The organism is Yersinia thracica (genome assembly GCF_902170565.1).
Taxonomy (GTDB): domain Bacteria; phylum Pseudomonadota; class Gammaproteobacteria; order Enterobacterales; family Enterobacteriaceae; genus Yersinia; species Yersinia thracica.
The window spans coordinates 1-17,487 of sequence record NZ_CABHXX010000085.1 but is presented as its reverse complement, the minus strand read 5'-3'; the positions used below and the strand labels follow the sequence as shown (position 1 = coordinate 17,487).

Here is a 17,487-nt window from a genome sequence, read left to right as displayed (position 1 = left end):
CTATAACGAGGGGCTAATATAGCATTTTAAATGGTCGCCAGAGCCGTGTAAATGTAATTTACAAAAACCAAGAAATATCTTAATTTTTTTTCATGACATAATACCCTATCAGATTTAGTGATATTCCGTTGTCATAAATTGACTAAGATAGTGCTAATTTTCTTATATTTACCCGCGCTAAAAAATGAGTGATTTTACTTCAGTGGTGATTTTTTATTCGTGTTTATAATGTTATTATAATTAATATATCATAATGAAATTTCATTGACTCGGTCATTTTTCACACTTTCAATATTGTATTTTTATTGGTTTTATTTTTTTAGAAATTTATTGTTTTTTTAGAACTCACCTTTCTAAATTATTAAGTCGGTAAATAAGATATTTATGTATTTTAGGTAAAATGTTTTTTTGTACATAATCTGAGGCTAAGTAAGGGGTTAGTCTTATAATCTAATAGGGAATGATACTGTGGCGAGGCCAAAAAAGCAGCAAAACGGAAGGTGGGTATATTCAATTATTATATATTTAATACTAATAAATTTTATACTAACGATGCTTTTGACCACTGGATAGAGATGGAAACCAAGGGTTTTTTTCGTAATTATTTTTATAAAAAGAGTTAGCTGAAATGTTAAAATCCAGTCAGAAAGCGGGATAAGACAGTATACGAAAATAGAGCAGAAAATACGATGACCTTCAACAAATTTTAGCATATTCATGCACTCTTTATGAGCAACCGTTTCAAATATGTGCGACAGGTTCACCCTTCATTAAAAATGGCTTGCCATCGAATACAGAGTATGTGATAACGCATATGGGTAAAACGAGGTACAGTTCTGTATATGTGTGGCATTTTCAGTAAAGAAGTTCTGAGTAAAGACGTTAGCGTTGAATACCGCTTCTCTGCCGATCCTTATCTTAGTGCCTCAAGCAGTAACGACTCTAGTTTGTCTATGTAAATGCCTACGGGCACGTTAAACAATCCAAAGGAAATACTCAAGATGGCAAAGATCAAAGGTCAAGTTAAGTGGTTCAACGAGTCTAAAGGTTTCGGTTTCATCACTCCAGCTGACGGCAGCAAAGATGTGTTCGTACACTTCTCTGCAATCCAGGGTAATGGCTTCAAAACCTTGGCTGAAGGCCAGAACGTAGAGTTCGAAATCCAAGACGGTCAGAAAGGTCCGTCTGCAGTAAACGTTACTGCAATCTAATCAGCTCTTTTGCTGTTAAAAACCCGCCTTTGTGCGGGTTTTTTTGTTTCATAAGCTGCTCTGACCCAAGCCGTCAGCTAAGGTAAAATAATTAATCCCGAATACTGATTACGGCCTTTGATACCGGGGTGGTTGGGATCAATTGCCTGCTGTTGGCTGGTACGGCGGAAACTAGTGTATTTGAAATGATGCTGAGCGCCATCTCCGTCATGTGGTGCTGCAGTGCAGATGGTACAACTGCCGACTCTATCAATTTGATGAATGCCCGCGCCGCGCAACTGGTGCTCAGCGATGGCGGCTAAGTTAAGGTGGCGAAATCGGGGTGAAATAGTATTTTCTGCCAGTGGCAATTCGCTAACAAACCTTTCCACCAGTTCTTCATTGACCTCATAACAGCAGGAGCGGGCGGCTGGCCCAATGGCGGCAACCCAATTTGCGGGGTCCTCATCGCGGGCAATGCGCTCAACCATCCTTAAGATAATGCCATCTAACAAACCGCGCCAACCGGCGTGAACCACGGCGATACCTTTGCCGTGCTGTTGACTGAAAATCACGGGTAAACAATCTGCCGTCAAAACGGTTAATAGAATGCCGGATTGAGTGGTGTAGAGCCCATCGGCTTCGCCACACTCTTGTCCAGGATGTGTTACATCGACAATCGCCGTGCCATGAACCTGTTTTTTGTTAGCTTGTGATGTTTGATAGGGCTGGAGGTTATCAGGTAATAGGGCCGATTTATTGCCAAAACCATGGCAAATTGCGGTAATTCGGCTGAGTTGTGGTGAAAAATCAGTCATTGGGCTTACCTAAGGAAAAAAAGATGCTGTTCAGTGTAAGCCGTTTTTTAACTTATTGACCAGCCGCCTTTTCTTTTACATCGCCGTTAGCGAATTGTTGCAAAATAATGCTTCTTGTATCATTGTTTTGGCACCTATTGATGCAATGGATAGGGTTTAATGGCTGCTATAACTCAAGCGACCATTCAGGATTGACCTCCGTGATTTCTAAACCTAAAAATGGCTCCAGCAACTTTATTCGTTGGCGATTTAGCTTGCTATGCGGCGGCATTTTACTTTCATTTTTTGGTCTGCTGGCCAGAGTTGCCTGGTTACAAATTATTGAGCCTGATCCACTGGTAAAAGAAGAAGACATGCGCTCAGTGCGGGTGGTGGCCACACCGAATACACGCGGCATGATAACCGACAGAAACGGGCATCCTCTGGCGGTCAGTGTGCCGGTTGAGGCTATTTGGGCTGATCCCACCACAGTGCTGGGGAAAGGTGGCGTCAGTGTTTCGCCGCGTTGGCAGGCATTGGCTCAGGAACTCAACATGCCACTTGACCAACTCAATCGCCGCATTCATCAAAATTCTGGCGCCCGTTTTATCTATCTTGCCCGGCAAGTGGAGCCGGATGTTGCTGAATATATTCAACGGCTGAAATTGCCCGGTATTGCCATAAAAGAGGAATCACGGCGTTTTTATCCTTCGGGAGATATTGCCGCGAATCTGGTGGGGTTCACCAATATTGATGATCAGGGCATTGAGGGGGTTGAAAAGAGTTTTAATTCACTCCTCAGCGGGACGGCCGGCAGCAGGGTGGTGCGCAAAGACCGCTTCGGACGGGTGGTTGAGGATATTTCCTCGACCGATAGTCATCCAGGGCAAAATGTTGAACTCAGTATTGATGAGCGGCTACAGGCGGAAACCTCCCACGCGCTGAGCAATGCGGTGATGTTCAATAAGGCAGATTCCGGCTCTGCCGTGGTCATTGATATTAATACGGGTGAAGTTTTGGCGATGGCCAACTATCCGACCTTTAACCCCAATAATCGGGCTGACACTCCGAAAGAGAATTTTCGCAATCGGGCAATTAGCGATATTTTTGAACCCGGTTCGACCGTCAAACCTATGGTGGTCATGACTGCGTTACAACGTCACTTGGTTAAACCTGATGCGGTGCTGGACACTCGCCCCTATATATTAAGTGGGCATTTAATCAAAGATGTGGCGCTTTATCCTGCGCTGTCACTGACCGGCGTGTTGCAGAAATCCAGTGATGTGGGGGTATCGCGGTTGGCGCTGGCGATGCCCGCCTCTGCATTGGTGCAGACCTATACCGAGTTTGGTTTGGGCCAATCGACTCAGTTAGGGCTGACGGGGGAAAGCAGCGGGCTGATGCCGCATCGGCAGCGCTGGAGTGATTTAGACCGCGCAACTTTCTCGTTCGGCTACGGTTTAATGGTGACGCCGCTGCAACTGGCCCGCGTTTACGCCACGATTGGGAGTTTCGGTATTTATCGGCCATTATCGATTACCAAGGTTGACCCGCCAGTGCTGGGGCAGCGGGTCTTCCCTGAAGTGCTGGTGCGCCAAGTTGAGCATATGATGGAAAGTGTGGCATTGCCCGGTGGTGGGGGGGTGAAAGCCGCAGTGCGGGGATATCGGGTGGCGGTTAAAACCGGGACGGCCAAGAAGATTGGGCCAAATGGCCAATATATTGATAAATATGTGGCCTACACCGCCGGTGTTGCTCCCGCTAGCCAACCGCGCTTTGCTTTAGTGGTGGTGATTAACAACCCTCAGGGCGGTAAATACTATGGGGGCGCGGTGTCAGCCCCAGTCTTTAGCGATATTATGGGGCAAATTTTGCGGACGATGAATGTGGAGCCGGATGCGATCCCCGTCAATGTGATGCGGCATAGCTAATCTCGGTTAATTCGCGGGGTTAAACCGTGGCTTGCAACCCTATCAGCGCTTCTTTAGACTAATGCCGCGTCTGCCGGCATTTCTGGCGGTTATTAATTAGTTATCTGGGATCCAACCATGTCTTATCAGTGCCCCCTTTGTCATCAAGCCTTGCAGCAAAGTCCGCAACAGTGGCGTTGCAGCAATAATCACCAGTTTGATTGTGCCAAAGAGGGTTACGTCAATTTAATGCCGGTGCAGCATAAAGGCTCGAAGCAGCCCGGTGATAGTCCGGAGATGATGCAAGCCCGGCGGGCTTTTCTGGATGCGGGTTATTACCAACCTTTGCAGCAGCGGATCGGTGAAATTCTGGATAAGGCGCTCCCACTGGATGCCACCATGCTGTTGGATATTGGTTGTGGCGAGGGTTATTATACCGCCGCAGTGGCAGACCGGTTAAATCGGCAGCGGCAGATGTCTATTTTCGGCTTAGATGTCGCCAAAGTGGCGGTAAGATACGGCGCAAAACGCTATCCTCAGGTCAGTTTTTGTGTTGCATCCAGTCATCGGTTGCCTTTTGCCCATCAATCTCTGGATGCGGTATTACGTATTTATGCCCCATGCAAAGCCACGGAATTAGCCCGCACCCTGAAGCCCGGTGGAATTGTGGTCACTGTCGCTCCTGGCCCACGTCATCTCTATCAGTTAAAAGCACTGATTTATGCTGAAGTACAACTTCATGACGATACACCCGAGCATCTAGACGGTTTTGACCTGGTTAGCAGTGAAAAATTGGCCTACGACATCAAGTTAACCGGTAAACAGAGCTTTAATTTATTGCAAATGACACCTTTTGCCTGGCGCGCATCGATTGAAACCGGACATGAGCTTGCCGCACGGCACTCCTTTATCTGTGAAACAGATTTTGTTATCGCGGTGCATCGCCGCCGAGAAGATCTTGAGAGTGCGGTGTTAAGCAGTGACGAGAAAGAAATATAAGTGGCCGCTCGTTATTTAATAATATTCGAATAAATGACGAGCGCATAACGCCCCTGAGGGGAAATATTATTTTAATAGATATTGTCATAATTCCCTAGTGTGGGATGGGTAATTAACTTAAGTCAAATTTCCAGAATATTATATTTATAATGAAAAAGTTTATTTTAGATCTAGGTTTCGCCAGGTTCTTCCACCTGATTCAGTCACCAAAATAGCGGGGATAAACCGTATCTGTTCAGCAACTTGTAGAGCTAAATCAGCAACTTCCTGCTTGTTCAATAGACCACTCCCGTAATTGAATTCTCCTTCAGGTAATTTATAAACTTTCTCCCTGCCGATATGGCGAGTAAACCCTGCATCAATCATTTTCTTATTAAGGGTCTCGTAATCGCCTGCCACTGCATTGTGCAAAACGACACTGACCGTAAAGTACGGCATAGCTATTTTTCCAGTCAACCAGATGATGCTATTTATATATCATACTGTTGATGCCGATATTTTGACCGGGGTCTAATTGCTGTACATACTGCGAATATAACTTTGTCTGTATCATTAAAGGGGCAGGTGACGGCGGAGGTCACCTGCGAAAGACAGCGGATTATAGAGCAAGAGATAAGCGGTTACGGCCGGAATGTTTTGCCGCGTAACAGGCGATATCGGCCTGACGCATAGCTTGTGCCGCCGTTTCTGTTTTTTGGGTCAATGACACGGCCCCTAAACTTGCGGTAAAGGAATAAGATTGACCGTGCCAATGGAATTGGATTGAAGCTATGTCGGCGACTACTCTTTCGAGCACCTCTGTAGCGGACTTGTTCGGGCAATTTAAGAGAACGATAGCAAATTCATCCCCGCCTAAACGCGCCACAATGTCATTTTCACGCACGGCTTGCTGCATAGTTTGAGCCACCATTCGCAGTACCATATCGCCAGCTTCGTGACCCGCACTGTCATTAACATCCTTGAAATAGTCTAAATCGACATAACAGAGGACATGTTGCTCATCTTTGCCCAACTGGGTGATAGCCTGATTAAGCCGCTCCTCCAATCTCCGCCGATTAATCAAACCGGTCAGCATGTCATGATTGGCCTGATATTGCAGTTCTCTTTGTTCATGGCGCGCGCGAGTGACATCCTGGAAGACCACGACAGCCCCCGTGAGTAGATTGTCACGATCGCGAATCGGTGAGATAGAACAGCGAATTTCCTGGCGTTCCCCCTGGCTCGACAACAGCTGGCTACCCTCGGGCAATAAGGTATGACGCCCTTGAGTTAGGCACTGACTGATGGCAACTAATTGATTTTTATCCTGTAAAGGGGACCACAAAATAAAAATTTCTTCAATGGGTAAGCCGCAGGACTCATTCTGGCTTCGGCCCGTCATCTCTTCGGCTTTGGGGTTCATTAATACAACGCGCCCCTCTGTATCGAGAGAAATAATTCCCTCCTGAATGGATGACAGCACACGATGCAGTTGCTCGCGTTCTTCATAGCGCGCAATTTCACTGGCCCGTAGAGCATCTTCGCGCTGTTTTCGCTCGCTCATATCACGGATTATTTTGGCATAACCCAGCAGTTTGCCACTGTGGTCATGCACCACGGTAATGATGGTGACGGCCCAAAAACGCGTCATATCTTTACGCACCAGCCAGCCCTCGCGCTCCACCCGGCTGGTGGAGGCGGACGTTTTCAGTAATTTTTCCGGTAACCCGGCGGCGATATCCTCAGGTAAAAAGAAGCACCCGAAATGCTGGCTAATTATTTCATTGCTGGCATAGCCAATATTCCGTTCTGCGCCGTGGTTCCAGGTGGTCACCCGGCCCCAGGGGTCAAGCATTAAAATGGCATAGTCTTCGACGGTATCGACCATCAGGCGAAAACGTTCTTCACTGATCCGTAAAGCTTCTTCGCGCTGGCGTCGTTCGGTTAAGTCACGGACAATTTTAGTAAACCCCAACAGCTTCCCATTATCGTCATGCATGGGGTTAATGGCTACGCTGGCCCAATAGCGGATGCCATTTTTGCGCACATGCCAACCTTCAGTCTGGAAATTGCCCTCCGCAATAGCTTTTGCCAGTGATTTCTCCGGCAGGCCAGCAGAAATATCCTCGGGGGTGAACAACAGGGCAAAATGTTCGCCAATGATTTCATCACTGGTATAGCCTTCATTGCGCTCTCCGCCTTTATTCCAGGTCAGAATGCGCCCATTGGTGTCTATCATGTAAATGGCGTAATCTTCGACTTCACTGATCAAATGGCGAAACTGTTCTTCGCTTTTACGCAAAGCAGTTTCCCGCTGCCATTTGTCGGTCAAATCGCGCGTAACATGCACAAAACCCTGTAAATTATGGTCTGAATCGTGTAATGCGCTGAGGGTGAGATGGCCCCAAAAGCGTTTACCATTTTTGCGAACCCGCCAACCCTGATTCTCATAATGACCAAACTGATTAGTGTGACTTAGGCCCTTTGCGGGCAAATCATTGGCTAAATCTTCCGGGGTGTAAAACAGTTCGAAAGATTGGCCGATGATCTCTTCGGCTTCATAACCGGTATTGCGTTCAGCACCATTGTTCCAAGTGAGGATATGTCCTTGGGCATCAATGATATATATGGCGTAGTCATCTACGGCTTCGATTAATAGCCGAAAAAGATGATCATCAAATGATGCCGGATGCAAAGCCATTCCTGTATTCCTTGAATTTTTATTCAGTAGTCTGTCGCTGCACAGAACTTAACCCAGACGGTTTAATCTGTTATCGCGATAAATGTGATGCGCTAGTTTATCGCTAACATTGGAAATTAGGTAATAAGATTTTTATTATTAATAAATAAAAGGAATTCAAAAACCTAATCGTAGTAGCGCCTATTTTCAGTAAGGCCGCTGTTGATGGGCCTTGTGGCGATCTTTTTGAAGAATGCTATAAAGTGGGGAATAATGGTTTACCTTATTAATAATAGGGGTAAATCAGTATGTAAAATGTATAAACAAATGACTTAAGTAGGGAATTCGGAATTAATCCCGTGCTATATAAATAAATTCTCAGAATAATTTCACTTTAGTTTCTTTTCCCCTTCCTCGGACAATAACGCTACCGCCAGAGATCAGGTCGATTACATAACCTTTCTCATTCATTCACGACACAAAAAAATAATCTGCTGGATGTGCAGAAATGCTTGCATCAGTAGGTGTTATCCGGATAATCCTGAATCCTTATAATAAGCATTCTCATTAGTAAATAATTTGTTAAAATCAGGGGCATCAACAAGATGAATGAAGCAATTTCCACTCGCGTGCATCAGAACCGGCTTGCTCCGCGTCTGTTGTGCGTCATGATCGGCGCGGCATTAGGAACTTTATCTGCTTCCTCATGGGCGGCCACCGCAACCAATACGGCAGCTGAAAACGTCAAAAAAACCAGCACAATCAATGGCGCAGCAAACACCGATGAGAGCAAAAAAAATGACACCATCACGGTCGTCGGGACGCAAGATACTTTCCGTGCCGGTGGTAATGATTTAATTCCAACCTATTTGGACGGTCAGGTAGCGAATGGCGGCCGTATTGGCTTCCTTGGGCAGCAAGATGCGCGTAATGTGCCATTTAACGTGATTGGCTATACTTCTAAACTGGTTGAAGACCAGCAAGCCCGCACACTGGCCGATGTGGTCAGCAATGATGCTTCAGTGCAGAATGTGCGCGGTTACGGCAATGCCTCACAGAACTTCCGTATCCGTGGTTTTAACCTTGATGGCGATGATATTTCATTCGGCGGTTTGTTCGGCGTACTGCCACGTCAGGTTATTGATACCAGCATGGTCGAGCGAGTTGAAGTGTTTAAAGGCCCGAACGTATTCGTGAACGGTATTTCACCTAGCGGCAGTGGTGTCGGCGGGATGATTAATCTGGAGCCGAAACGTGCTGGTGAGATGCCATTGACCCGCGTCAGTCTGGATTATACTTCAGCCTCTAAAGTGGGCGGGGCGCTAGATGTTGGTCGCCGTTTTGGCGACAATGACCAGTTCGGTGTGCGGGTCAACGCACTGCATCGGGAAGGTGAAACGGCCATTCATGATCAGAACGAGCGGACAACGGCGGTCTCTACTGGTTTGGATTACCGTGGCGAACGTGCCCGCACCTCTTTAGATGTCGGTTACCAAAAACAGACGGTTCACGGTATGCGGACTGATGTCGCTATTGGCAGTGCAACGGTTATCCCAGAGCCTCCAGCCGCGACCTTAAATTATGGTCAGCAGTGGGTGTATACCGATATGGCCACCACCTTTGGTATGCTGCGCAGCGAGTATGATTTAAGCCAAAATTGGACGGTATACGGCACTATTGGAGCCAGCCACAATGATGAAACTGGCCAATATGGATCACCAACACTGACTGATAATCATGGTAATGCCACCATCAGCCGCCTGTATGTGCCTTATGTTTCTGACTCTATTGCCGGTTTAGGCGGTATTCGTGGTCATTTTGAAACCGGCCCAGTAACGCATAAGATGAATATTGGTTATGCCGCTAACTACCGCACGGCTAAATCAGCCTGGAATATGTCAAATCCAGTTGATACGAATATCTATAATCCGGGTGTGATTCCGTTCCCGCCAACCACGATGGCAAGTTCTAGCCAGGATCCGCAGTTAAACAGTCAGGTTCGCGCCAGCAGCATTTCTGTGTCTGATACTTTATCTGCACTGGATGACAAAGTGCAGTTGATGCTGGGGCTGCGCCGTCAGGAAGTGGTTATTCGCAACTTTGATAGTGGTGTGCCAGACAGTAAAAACGTGCAAGACGCGATGAAAGTAACGCCGGTCTATGGCTTGCTGGTTAAGCCGTGGGAAAATGTTTCCCTGTATGCTAACCACATTGAAGCATTGTCACCGGGTAGAGTTGCCCCTTGGTATACCGCTAATGCGGGTAATGTCACCGGTATTGTTCATGCCAAACAGGATGAAGTGGGGGTGAAGTTTGATAACAAACGCTATGGCGGTACCTTAGCGCTGTTTGAAATCACTCGCCCTGCAGGTGCTATTGATGCCAAAACCAATATGTATACGCTGAGTGGCGAACAGCGGAACCGCGGTGTGGAATTAAACGTGTTCGGTGAACCGGTGTTTGGTACGCGTTTGTTAGGGAGTGCCGTGTGGTTAGATCCAATATTGACCGAAGCGCAAAACAGCCAAAATAATGGTAATTATGCCGTGGGTGTGGCGCGTTATCAGTTAGTGTTTGGTGGTGAGTACGATATTAAGGCGGTAGAAGGATTAACTGCAACCGGAACTGTGACTCGCTCTGGCTCTCAATATGCTAATCAGGAAAACACCTTGAAGCTGAAACCATGGACACGTCTGGATCTGGGCGTGCGTTATACCATGCCGCTGAAAGAGACTAATCTGATTTGGCGCGCCAATCTTGAGAACGTGACCAATGAACGTTATTGGGAATCGGTTGAAGATACAGGCACTTATATGTACCAGGGTAATCCGCGTGAGCTAAAACTGTCCGTCTCAATGGACTTCTAATGCTGAATTAATATCCACTGATACTTAAACCATAAAAAACCCGCAATTCTTTTTGGATGCGGGTTTTTTTGACGTTTTAATCTGAACGGCTTTATTTCACGATAACAATAAAATTGGCGGCTATTATGCCGCGACGCGATACATATGCTCGTAAAGAATATTAAAGCCGATGCCTATTAGCACGATACCGCCGATTATCTCTGCACGTTTACCTAACAACGGGCCAATATAACGGCCAATCAGCATCCCGAGCGTGGCCATAATCATGGTGGCTAACCCAATGGCCATCGCGGTATGAAGAATGTTGACTTGTAAGAATGCCAGGCCAACACCAATTGCCATTGCATCAAGGCTGGTGGCGATTGCGGTCATGACCAAAACCCAAAAACTGTGACTGCGCATTTTTTCGGTTTCTTCGACTTGCTGCTTTGCACCTTCAAAAATCATCCGACAACCCAGAATGAACAGCAGGCTAAAGGCAATCCAGTGATCCCACTCCAGAATATATTGGCTGGCGAACAGGCCAATGCACCAACCAATCAGCGGGGTAATTGCTTCTATCACACCAAAAATAAGACCGGTGCGCAGCGCTTCTCGAAAACGGGGTTTATGTAGACTGGCGCCTTTACCGATAGATGCAGCAAAGGCATCCATAGACATAGCAAAAGCAAGCACTAATGTTGCAGATAAATTCATAGAAATAGTCTCGGCCGGGCGGCTCCATATACACGTAACCCACCCCCAACCTAACGACGGAGCTACGTGTCTATGGTCTCGCCAACCTTACCTGGCTGCCCGTACCACGTTTCAAAAAATGAAACGAGTATGTTGATACGGGCGTTTTTGCTTATCAATATATCGGTTAATACATTTATTCGCTGATATATTGCACAAAAACCGGCTACTCCCCATGAACGGCGCAACCTTAACATATAAATTCCAGGAGAGACAACCCCAAAAATAATATGGCGACCCCGCTGCTATTGATAATGATTTTCATTATCGGACTTTCAGGAAAAATAGCCCATATAAGCATCAGTAATGGTGTGGAAATAAGCCGGGGAGTGATTAGAGAAGGTGTCGGGAAATTAATCAATTAACTGAGTAGTCAAAAGATTTATTTCCCTGGAATATTCTTTATGATTGATTTTCAAGGAAAAAGTTATAAATTTTCTCTAAATCATCTAATTGGTTAACCTGGATAAGTAATCTGCGCTGTTCTAGTTCAATCACCAAAATACCGTCTTCAGATAAATTCATACTTTTTATTCGATTATATTCAATAAATGCATTGGCGTAGAAGAACCCGGTATTTTTAAACAACAATTTTGGCCAGCGGATATAAGAGATATGAAATGCGATTAATGCTAAACCCACTAATAAGTATGTGGTTAAAGGCTCGCCATTTGCCATCACGTTATTGTAAACAAGAATGGCAATCAGCCCGACAAAAATGGCGCAGTCGATTTTGTTTTTACGTTTCAGGTGAATTTGTAGCCGGGTTTTGCCTTTCATTATATTCATGATGAATTCATCATAAATAGCATAAGCAAGTAGTAGGGCAATAAAAGCAATGAGAATAATATCTGTAACCGACATGCAAGCACTCCCGAAATAAAAAACCGGGAGTAACCCCCCGGTTTCAGACTACTGATAAAATCAAATGAAGGGGAATCGTGCCGTTGGGGTCGTAGTCGCGTAAGCGACCGGAGTGCCCCTAGGTGCGGTAAACTCTTCACTCTCTGTGCTATCAGCAGCTTTGTCCTTAACCTCAAACCGGGAGTAACCCCCCGGTTTTTGCCAAATCTAATCAGAAAATTATGGTGCCAGGAAACCAATCCAGTAGCCGAAGATACCGATGGCGAAGAAGCCCATAATAATCCACAGCGCGTTAACTTTACGGCGTAACAACCACATACAGCCAAAGGTTAACAGTAAAGGTACCAAGCCAGGCATCAACTGATCCAGAATGGTTTGCACTGTGGTCACTGTGGTCTCACCCGCCTGGTTGGTTATCTTGGACACCACTACCGGTATATTGACGTGCGTCCATTTGTTAACCAAGGCCCCCATAACAAACAGGCCGAGGATAGACGCCCCTTCCGTCAGTTTTTGCAGCAGACCACCGTCCATATCGCTGACGATATTGACGCCTTTTTTGTAGCCATAAGCCACACCGTAATAACGGGTCAGCAAACGTACCAGGTTAAACAGAACAAAGAACAGCAATGGGCCAAGTAAGCTCCCGCTCATCGCGATACCGGCACCGAGAGCTGCCAATACCGGGCGTACAGTACCCCAGAATATCGGGTCACCAACACCGGCCAACGGCCCCATCAGACCAACTTTGATCCCGTTTATTGCCGCGTCGTCAATCTCAGCACCATTGGCTTTCTGCTCTTCCATCGCCAGCGTGACACCCAAAATCGGGGCGGCAACGAAGGGTTGGGTGTTGAAGAATTCCAAATGGCGTTTGATTGCCTGCTTGCGTTCTTCTGAATTCTCCGGATACAGGCGACGAATTGCCGGTACCATTGAGAAACAGAAACCCAGCGCCTGCATACGTTCGAAGTTCCACGACCCTTGGAAGAGGTTAGAGCGGATAAACACACCGCGGATATCGGCGGGCGTGAGTTTCTTTTCACCCGTAGTTGTTTTATCAACAATCGTTGTATCAACCATTTCTCTCACCTTTTCCTAGTCTAATTCGTTATCAAGATCGTTATTGGACGGGCCAGACTGTACAACCTGAGATTTGTTGTATTTCGGGCTGAGCTGGATATACAGCAGTGCCATAACCACGCCGATAACACCGAGAGCTACCAGGTTGAAGTTGGTGAAAGCGGCGGTCACGAAACCTAAATAGAAGAATGGCATCAGGTAGCCGGCACGCATCATGTTGATAACCATGGCGTAACCGACTACGACGATCATACCACCGGCGATGTTCAAACCACTGGTAACCACATCAGGAATCGAACTGAGCAGCATCTGAACTTCGGATGTCCCAACAGATAGAGCAACGATCAGGGCAGGGATAGCGATACGCATCGCCTGCAAGAACAGGGCAGAAATGTGGATCCAGGTTATCGCTCGTAGGCTGCCACGTTCGGCTGCACCATCGGCGGCGTGCTGGAAGGCCACGGTAATGGTACGCACGATAATGGTTAATACCTGACCGGCGGCGGCCAGCGGGATAGCCAGTGCAATACCGGCACCGATATCTTGACCACCAGCAATAACCAGAATGGTCGAAATAATTGACGCCAGCGCGGCATCAGGTGCTACAGCAGCCCCGATGTTCATCCAGCCGAGCGCGATCATTTCTAAGGTACCACCGATAATAATACCGGTTTTCATATCACCTAAAACCAAACCGACCAGGGTACAGGCGACGAGGGGGCGGTGAAATTGGAACTCATCCAGGATAGAACCCATCCCGGCGATACAGGCAACGATGAAAATCAGCACAATCTGAAGAGTTGTGATCTCCATTGTACTTCTCCTATGACCAAAAAAGCTGAGTAAAAATAACCGAGTTCCAAAACAGAACAGGGCATAACCTTTCTACGTAGTTTTCAGTAAAGCTATTTATTAAGTTTGTTAATTAAATCCATCATTTTGAGCCGGCTATCCGAAGAGACTTTCCGAACTTCCAGTTCAATACCGCGAGCATTTAATTTATTAAAAGCTTCAATATCTGTTTCATCAACGGAGACGGCGTTATTCACCTGGGTTTTACCCTGACGGAATGCCATACCACCGATATTGACTGACTTAATATCCACGCCACCCTCAACCATACGCACCACATCAGTTGGGTTGGTAAATAACAGCATGACCCGGTCTTTGGCATATTTCGGGTTGTTATAAACGCGGATAGCTTTTTCAACATCAACTACGTGTGCGGTTACGCCGGGAGGGGCAACCTGTTTAAGCAAGGTGCTACGCATTTTGTCAGCGGCGACTTCGTCACTGACAACAATAATGCGGCTTACGTTGGTTTCTTTGGTCCAGCGCGTTGCGACCTGACCATGAATTAAGCGGTCATCAATACGCGCCAACCCGATTTTCATATGATCATTCGGGCCTAAAGCGACGGCCGGGGCCTTGGCTTTTGGTGCAGGAGCTATTTGTTGCGTCTCGGGCTTATCACTCTTAATTTCAGGCGCTTTTAGTGCTTTCACGCCCTCACGACCGGTTTCTACCGCGACTGCGACCAGTTCAGCAAATGATGGATTATCATCACGAGCCATAAAGGTTTCAGCTAGCATCGGAATGTTAACCCCGGTGACGACCTCATAATTCTCTTTATCAATAGCAATTCGACTGGCGGCGTTAAACGGGCTACCACCCCAGGTATCAACCAAGAATAAAACACCTTTGCTGGTATCAAGCCCGGTCAATTTACCGTTGTATTTCTCAATCAACGTTTCGGCATTCTCACCTGGGACGAAATCGATATAAGCGACATTACTTTGCTCGCCTAAAATCATTTCAGCTGTTTTCAGCAGTTGCTCTGCTGCAGCCCCATGTGTGCCAATGATAATAGCTATACTCACTCGCTACCCCCTCTGTTAACTCAGAATTGAGTTCTCGCACGTAACAGAAAACCAGTAATCACCCACCACACTTCAGTACATATTGAATCTATTATGATAGTCACAATATCAGCGTACTGCTGACGATTTATTCGTAACGACAATGAATCGATTCAGGAACATATCTCAATGTGCTGGATGTGATTTATTTTAGTCAGTGAAAAAATAAATTATGTGACGTTGCTCAGTTATTTATACATGTTATGAATGATTTTGCTTATTTGGATAATTATTAAACAATCATATCAGTGATATTGATAGGTTATCCGCTAACGCATTCATCATAGTATGATTGTTGTGTTTGATATTTGTGCGATTCGTGTGAATTTCGACTGATAATCTATTTTGGGCCAGGACAAATTTTAGCCATGAAAATAAGCATACTGACGGCTGAAATCGCTTAATTTGCCGAGATTTGGCTTTATCGCGTGTCTGGCCCTAAATCCGACTATGCTGATAAAAAGATTCCTGATAAAGTTAACGGCTCTATTAATTGTCAGGAGTTAAGGGCCTCAGCTCTCCCTATGGACTGTCACCGAAGTTACTGTTTCTCTAGCGTTAACACCCAGCCAGTGGGTTTAAATCTGGTTATCCAATCACGCACATTTGCTGCGTTTAATTTCACCCGATCTTTCTGCGTATCTATACTGACAACCGTACTGCGGCGTTTTGCTGCGTCTGTTGCCAGTTGCACATCATCTAAATCGTGTTCTTATTATCGGAGTCTGACATGGAATTTCTAATGGACCCCTCAATCTGGGCAGGGTTATTGACGTTGGTGGTACTGGAAATTGTTCTGGGTATCGATAACCTGGTATTTATTGCCATTCTGGCCGATAAACTACCGCCTAAACAAAGAGATAAAGCTCGAATTATCGGGTTGTCTCTTGCATTAATTATGCGTTTGGGGCTGTTGTCGGTTATCTCCTGGATGGTCACGCTGACCACGCCACTGTTTAGTGTCGGCAGCTTTAACTTCTCCGGACGAGATCTAATTTTGCTGGTGGGGGGGCTGTTCTTGCTATTTAAAGCCACCACCGAGCTACATGAACGGCTGGAGGGTAACCAGCACGATGACAGTGCGAGCCGTGGATATGCCAGCTTCTGGGCGGTAGTGGCGCAAATTGTGGTGCTGGATGCGGTCTTCTCCCTCGATGCGGTGATTACTGCCGTGGGGATGGTCAACGACTTGGCCATCATGATGACGGCGGTGGTGATCGCCATGGGCGTGATGCTGTTGGCATCGAAAACATTGACGCGGTTTGTTAACGCACACCCGACGGTCGTGGTGCTGTGTCTGAGCTTCTTGTTAATGATTGGCTTGAGCCTGATTGCGGAAGGCTTTGGTTTCCATATTCCGAAAGGCTATCTGTACGCCGCCATCGGATTCTCTATCCTGATTGAGCTGTTTAACCAGATTGCGCGCCGTAACTTCATTAAGCATGAGTCCCGCTTGCCACGACGCCAGCGCACAGCGGAGGCTATTATTCGTCTGATGGGCGGCCGTCAGCAAGAACCGCAAAATGGTGATGCGCAGTTGGCATTGCCAGCCGAGGCTTTCGCTGAAGAAGAGCGCTATATGATTAGCGGCGTGCTGACATTGGCCTCCCGATCATTGCGCAGTGTGATGACTCCGCGCACGGAAATCTCTTGGGTAGATTGTAATCGTTCACAAGCTGAAATCCGTGAACAATTATTAGATACGCCGCACAGCCTGTTCCCAGTCTGTCGTGACTCATTGGATCAGATAATCGGTGTGGTTCGTGCTAAAGATTTGTTAGTGGCAATTGAACGCGGGGAATCTATCTGTGAGTTTGCCGCAGAGACACCACCAATAGTCGTGCCTGATACCATGGACGTGATTAATTTGTTGGGCGTATTGCGCAAAGCAAAAGGGCGCTTAGTGGTAGTCAATGACGAATTTGGTGTGGTGCAAGGGCTGGTCACCCCGCTGGACGTGCTGGAAGCCATCGCCGGTGAATTCCCTGATGAAGATGAAACGCCAGATATTATTACCGATGGTGATGGTTGGTTAGTGAAAGGGGGGGCTGATTTGCACTCTCTGGAACAGGCGCTGGATTGTCAGGAGTTGGTCAGCCCGACGGCTGATTATGCTTCATTAGCGGGCATGCTGCTGTCTCACTCCGGCCATATGCCAACTGCGGGGGATGTGGTTGAACTGCATAACCTGCGTTTTGAGATTATTGAAGTCTCAGATTACCGCATTGAATTAGTGCGTATTACCAAGCTGAGTAACGAATTGGAAGAGTAACACTCTGACAACTAAAAGAGTTTCAGCTAATGCGGGTCATCTTAAGGTGGCCCGCATTTTTTAATGGATATTCCAACGCTTTGTCATCCGTTTATTTTTCTTTTCATAATAATTATTTTTATGACAAATAACACGCATCATAATATTTATCATATTTATTGTTTGGAATGTGGATATTAAGCTATTTATATT

14 protein-coding genes and 1 riboswitch are annotated in these 17,487 nt (G+C 46.5%); of the genes, 6 read left to right on the top strand and 8 right to left on the bottom strand.

From position 1 onward, the window contains the following. Window positions 1–842: 842 nt before the first annotated feature. Both FTA91_RS12055 and cspE read left to right on the top strand, forming a co-directional pair. Window positions 843–959 carry a DUF2627 domain-containing protein gene (locus tag FTA91_RS12055; protein ID WP_002211058.1) on the top strand — a complete coding sequence of 39 codons (117 nt, stop codon included), beginning with the start codon at window positions 843–845 and terminating at the stop codon, window positions 957–959. A 42-nt stretch (window positions 960–1,001) separates the two neighbouring features. Next, window positions 1,002–1,211, top strand: a complete 210-nt coding sequence (gene cspE / locus FTA91_RS12050; RefSeq protein WP_002221949.1) for a transcription antiterminator/RNA stability regulator CspE — start codon at window positions 1,002–1,004, stop codon at window positions 1,209–1,211. 77 nt (window positions 1,212–1,288) lie between these two features. On the opposite strand, the gene pgeF is transcribed toward cspE, so the two are convergent. Then, the gene (gene pgeF, locus FTA91_RS12045) at window positions 1,289–2,008 is read right to left on the bottom strand and encodes a peptidoglycan editing factor PgeF (RefSeq protein WP_145534994.1); all 720 of its coding nucleotides are present in this window, start codon (window positions 2,006–2,008) and stop codon (window positions 1,289–1,291) included. Between the two features lie 200 nt (window positions 2,009–2,208). Here pgeF and ftsI point away from each other — a divergent pair, with 200 nt between their 5' ends. Both ftsI and rlmA read left to right on the top strand, forming a co-directional pair. Continuing rightward, window positions 2,209–3,918 carry a peptidoglycan glycosyltransferase FtsI gene (gene ftsI, locus FTA91_RS12040; RefSeq protein ID WP_050116280.1) on the top strand — a complete coding sequence of 570 codons (1,710 nt, stop codon included), beginning with the start codon at window positions 2,209–2,211 and terminating at the stop codon, window positions 3,916–3,918. Window positions 3,919–4,035: 117 nt separating this feature from the next. Continuing rightward, window positions 4,036–4,896 carry a 23S rRNA (guanine(745)-N(1))-methyltransferase gene (gene rlmA / locus FTA91_RS12035; RefSeq protein ID WP_050116281.1) on the top strand — a complete coding sequence of 287 codons (861 nt, stop codon included), beginning with the start codon at window positions 4,036–4,038 and terminating at the stop codon, window positions 4,894–4,896. 159 nt (window positions 4,897–5,055) lie between these two features. Here the strand turns inward: rlmA and FTA91_RS12030 are convergent, their stop codons facing one another. After that, window positions 5,056–5,334: a hypothetical protein gene (locus FTA91_RS12030; protein WP_050116283.1), complete on the bottom strand. Its 279-nt coding sequence runs from the start codon at window positions 5,332–5,334 to the stop codon at window positions 5,056–5,058. A 160-nt stretch (window positions 5,335–5,494) separates the two neighbouring features. Continuing rightward, window positions 5,495–7,576 (bottom strand): PAS domain S-box protein, encoded by a 2,082-nt coding sequence (locus tag FTA91_RS12025; RefSeq protein WP_145583397.1) that lies wholly within the window; start codon window positions 7,574–7,576, stop codon window positions 5,495–5,497. Between the two features lie 584 nt (window positions 7,577–8,160). Between FTA91_RS12025 and FTA91_RS12015 the strand changes: the two genes are divergently transcribed. Then, complete coding sequence (locus FTA91_RS12015) at window positions 8,161–10,422, top strand: TonB-dependent receptor (RefSeq protein WP_186377364.1); 2,262 nt, start codon at window positions 8,161–8,163, stop codon at window positions 10,420–10,422. A 123-nt stretch (window positions 10,423–10,545) separates the two neighbouring features. Here the strand turns inward: FTA91_RS12015 and mntP are convergent, their stop codons facing one another. The 5 genes from mntP to manX form a co-directional block, all read right to left on the bottom strand. Beyond that, window positions 10,546–11,118, bottom strand: coding sequence for a manganese efflux pump MntP (gene mntP, locus FTA91_RS12010; protein WP_050116289.1), 573 nt, complete (start codon window positions 11,116–11,118; stop codon window positions 10,546–10,548). A 10-nt stretch (window positions 11,119–11,128) separates the two neighbouring features. After that, window positions 11,129–11,344, bottom strand: a riboswitch (yybP-ykoY riboswitch). 215 nt (window positions 11,345–11,559) lie between these two features. Continuing rightward, window positions 11,560–12,021 carry a DUF986 family protein gene (locus tag FTA91_RS12005; RefSeq protein ID WP_050116290.1) on the bottom strand — a complete coding sequence of 154 codons (462 nt, stop codon included), beginning with the start codon at window positions 12,019–12,021 and terminating at the stop codon, window positions 11,560–11,562. Between the two features lie 219 nt (window positions 12,022–12,240). Beyond that, entirely contained in the window at window positions 12,241–13,104 is an 864-nt protein-coding gene (locus FTA91_RS12000) for a PTS mannose transporter subunit IID (RefSeq protein WP_038632404.1), read from the bottom strand. A gap of 15 nt (window positions 13,105–13,119) precedes the next feature. Continuing rightward, window positions 13,120–13,917, bottom strand: a complete 798-nt coding sequence (locus FTA91_RS11995) for a PTS mannose/fructose/sorbose transporter subunit IIC (RefSeq protein ID WP_004701713.1) — start codon at window positions 13,915–13,917, stop codon at window positions 13,120–13,122. 92 nt (window positions 13,918–14,009) lie between these two features. Then, window positions 14,010–14,984: a PTS mannose transporter subunit IIAB gene (manX, locus tag FTA91_RS11990; RefSeq protein WP_145535002.1), complete on the bottom strand. Its 975-nt coding sequence runs from the start codon at window positions 14,982–14,984 to the stop codon at window positions 14,010–14,012. 769 nt (window positions 14,985–15,753) lie between these two features. Here manX and FTA91_RS11985 point away from each other — a divergent pair. Continuing rightward, window positions 15,754–17,295, top strand: a complete 1,542-nt coding sequence (locus FTA91_RS11985; RefSeq protein WP_050116293.1) for a TerC family protein — start codon at window positions 15,754–15,756, stop codon at window positions 17,293–17,295. Window positions 17,296–17,487 lie beyond the last annotated feature (192 nt).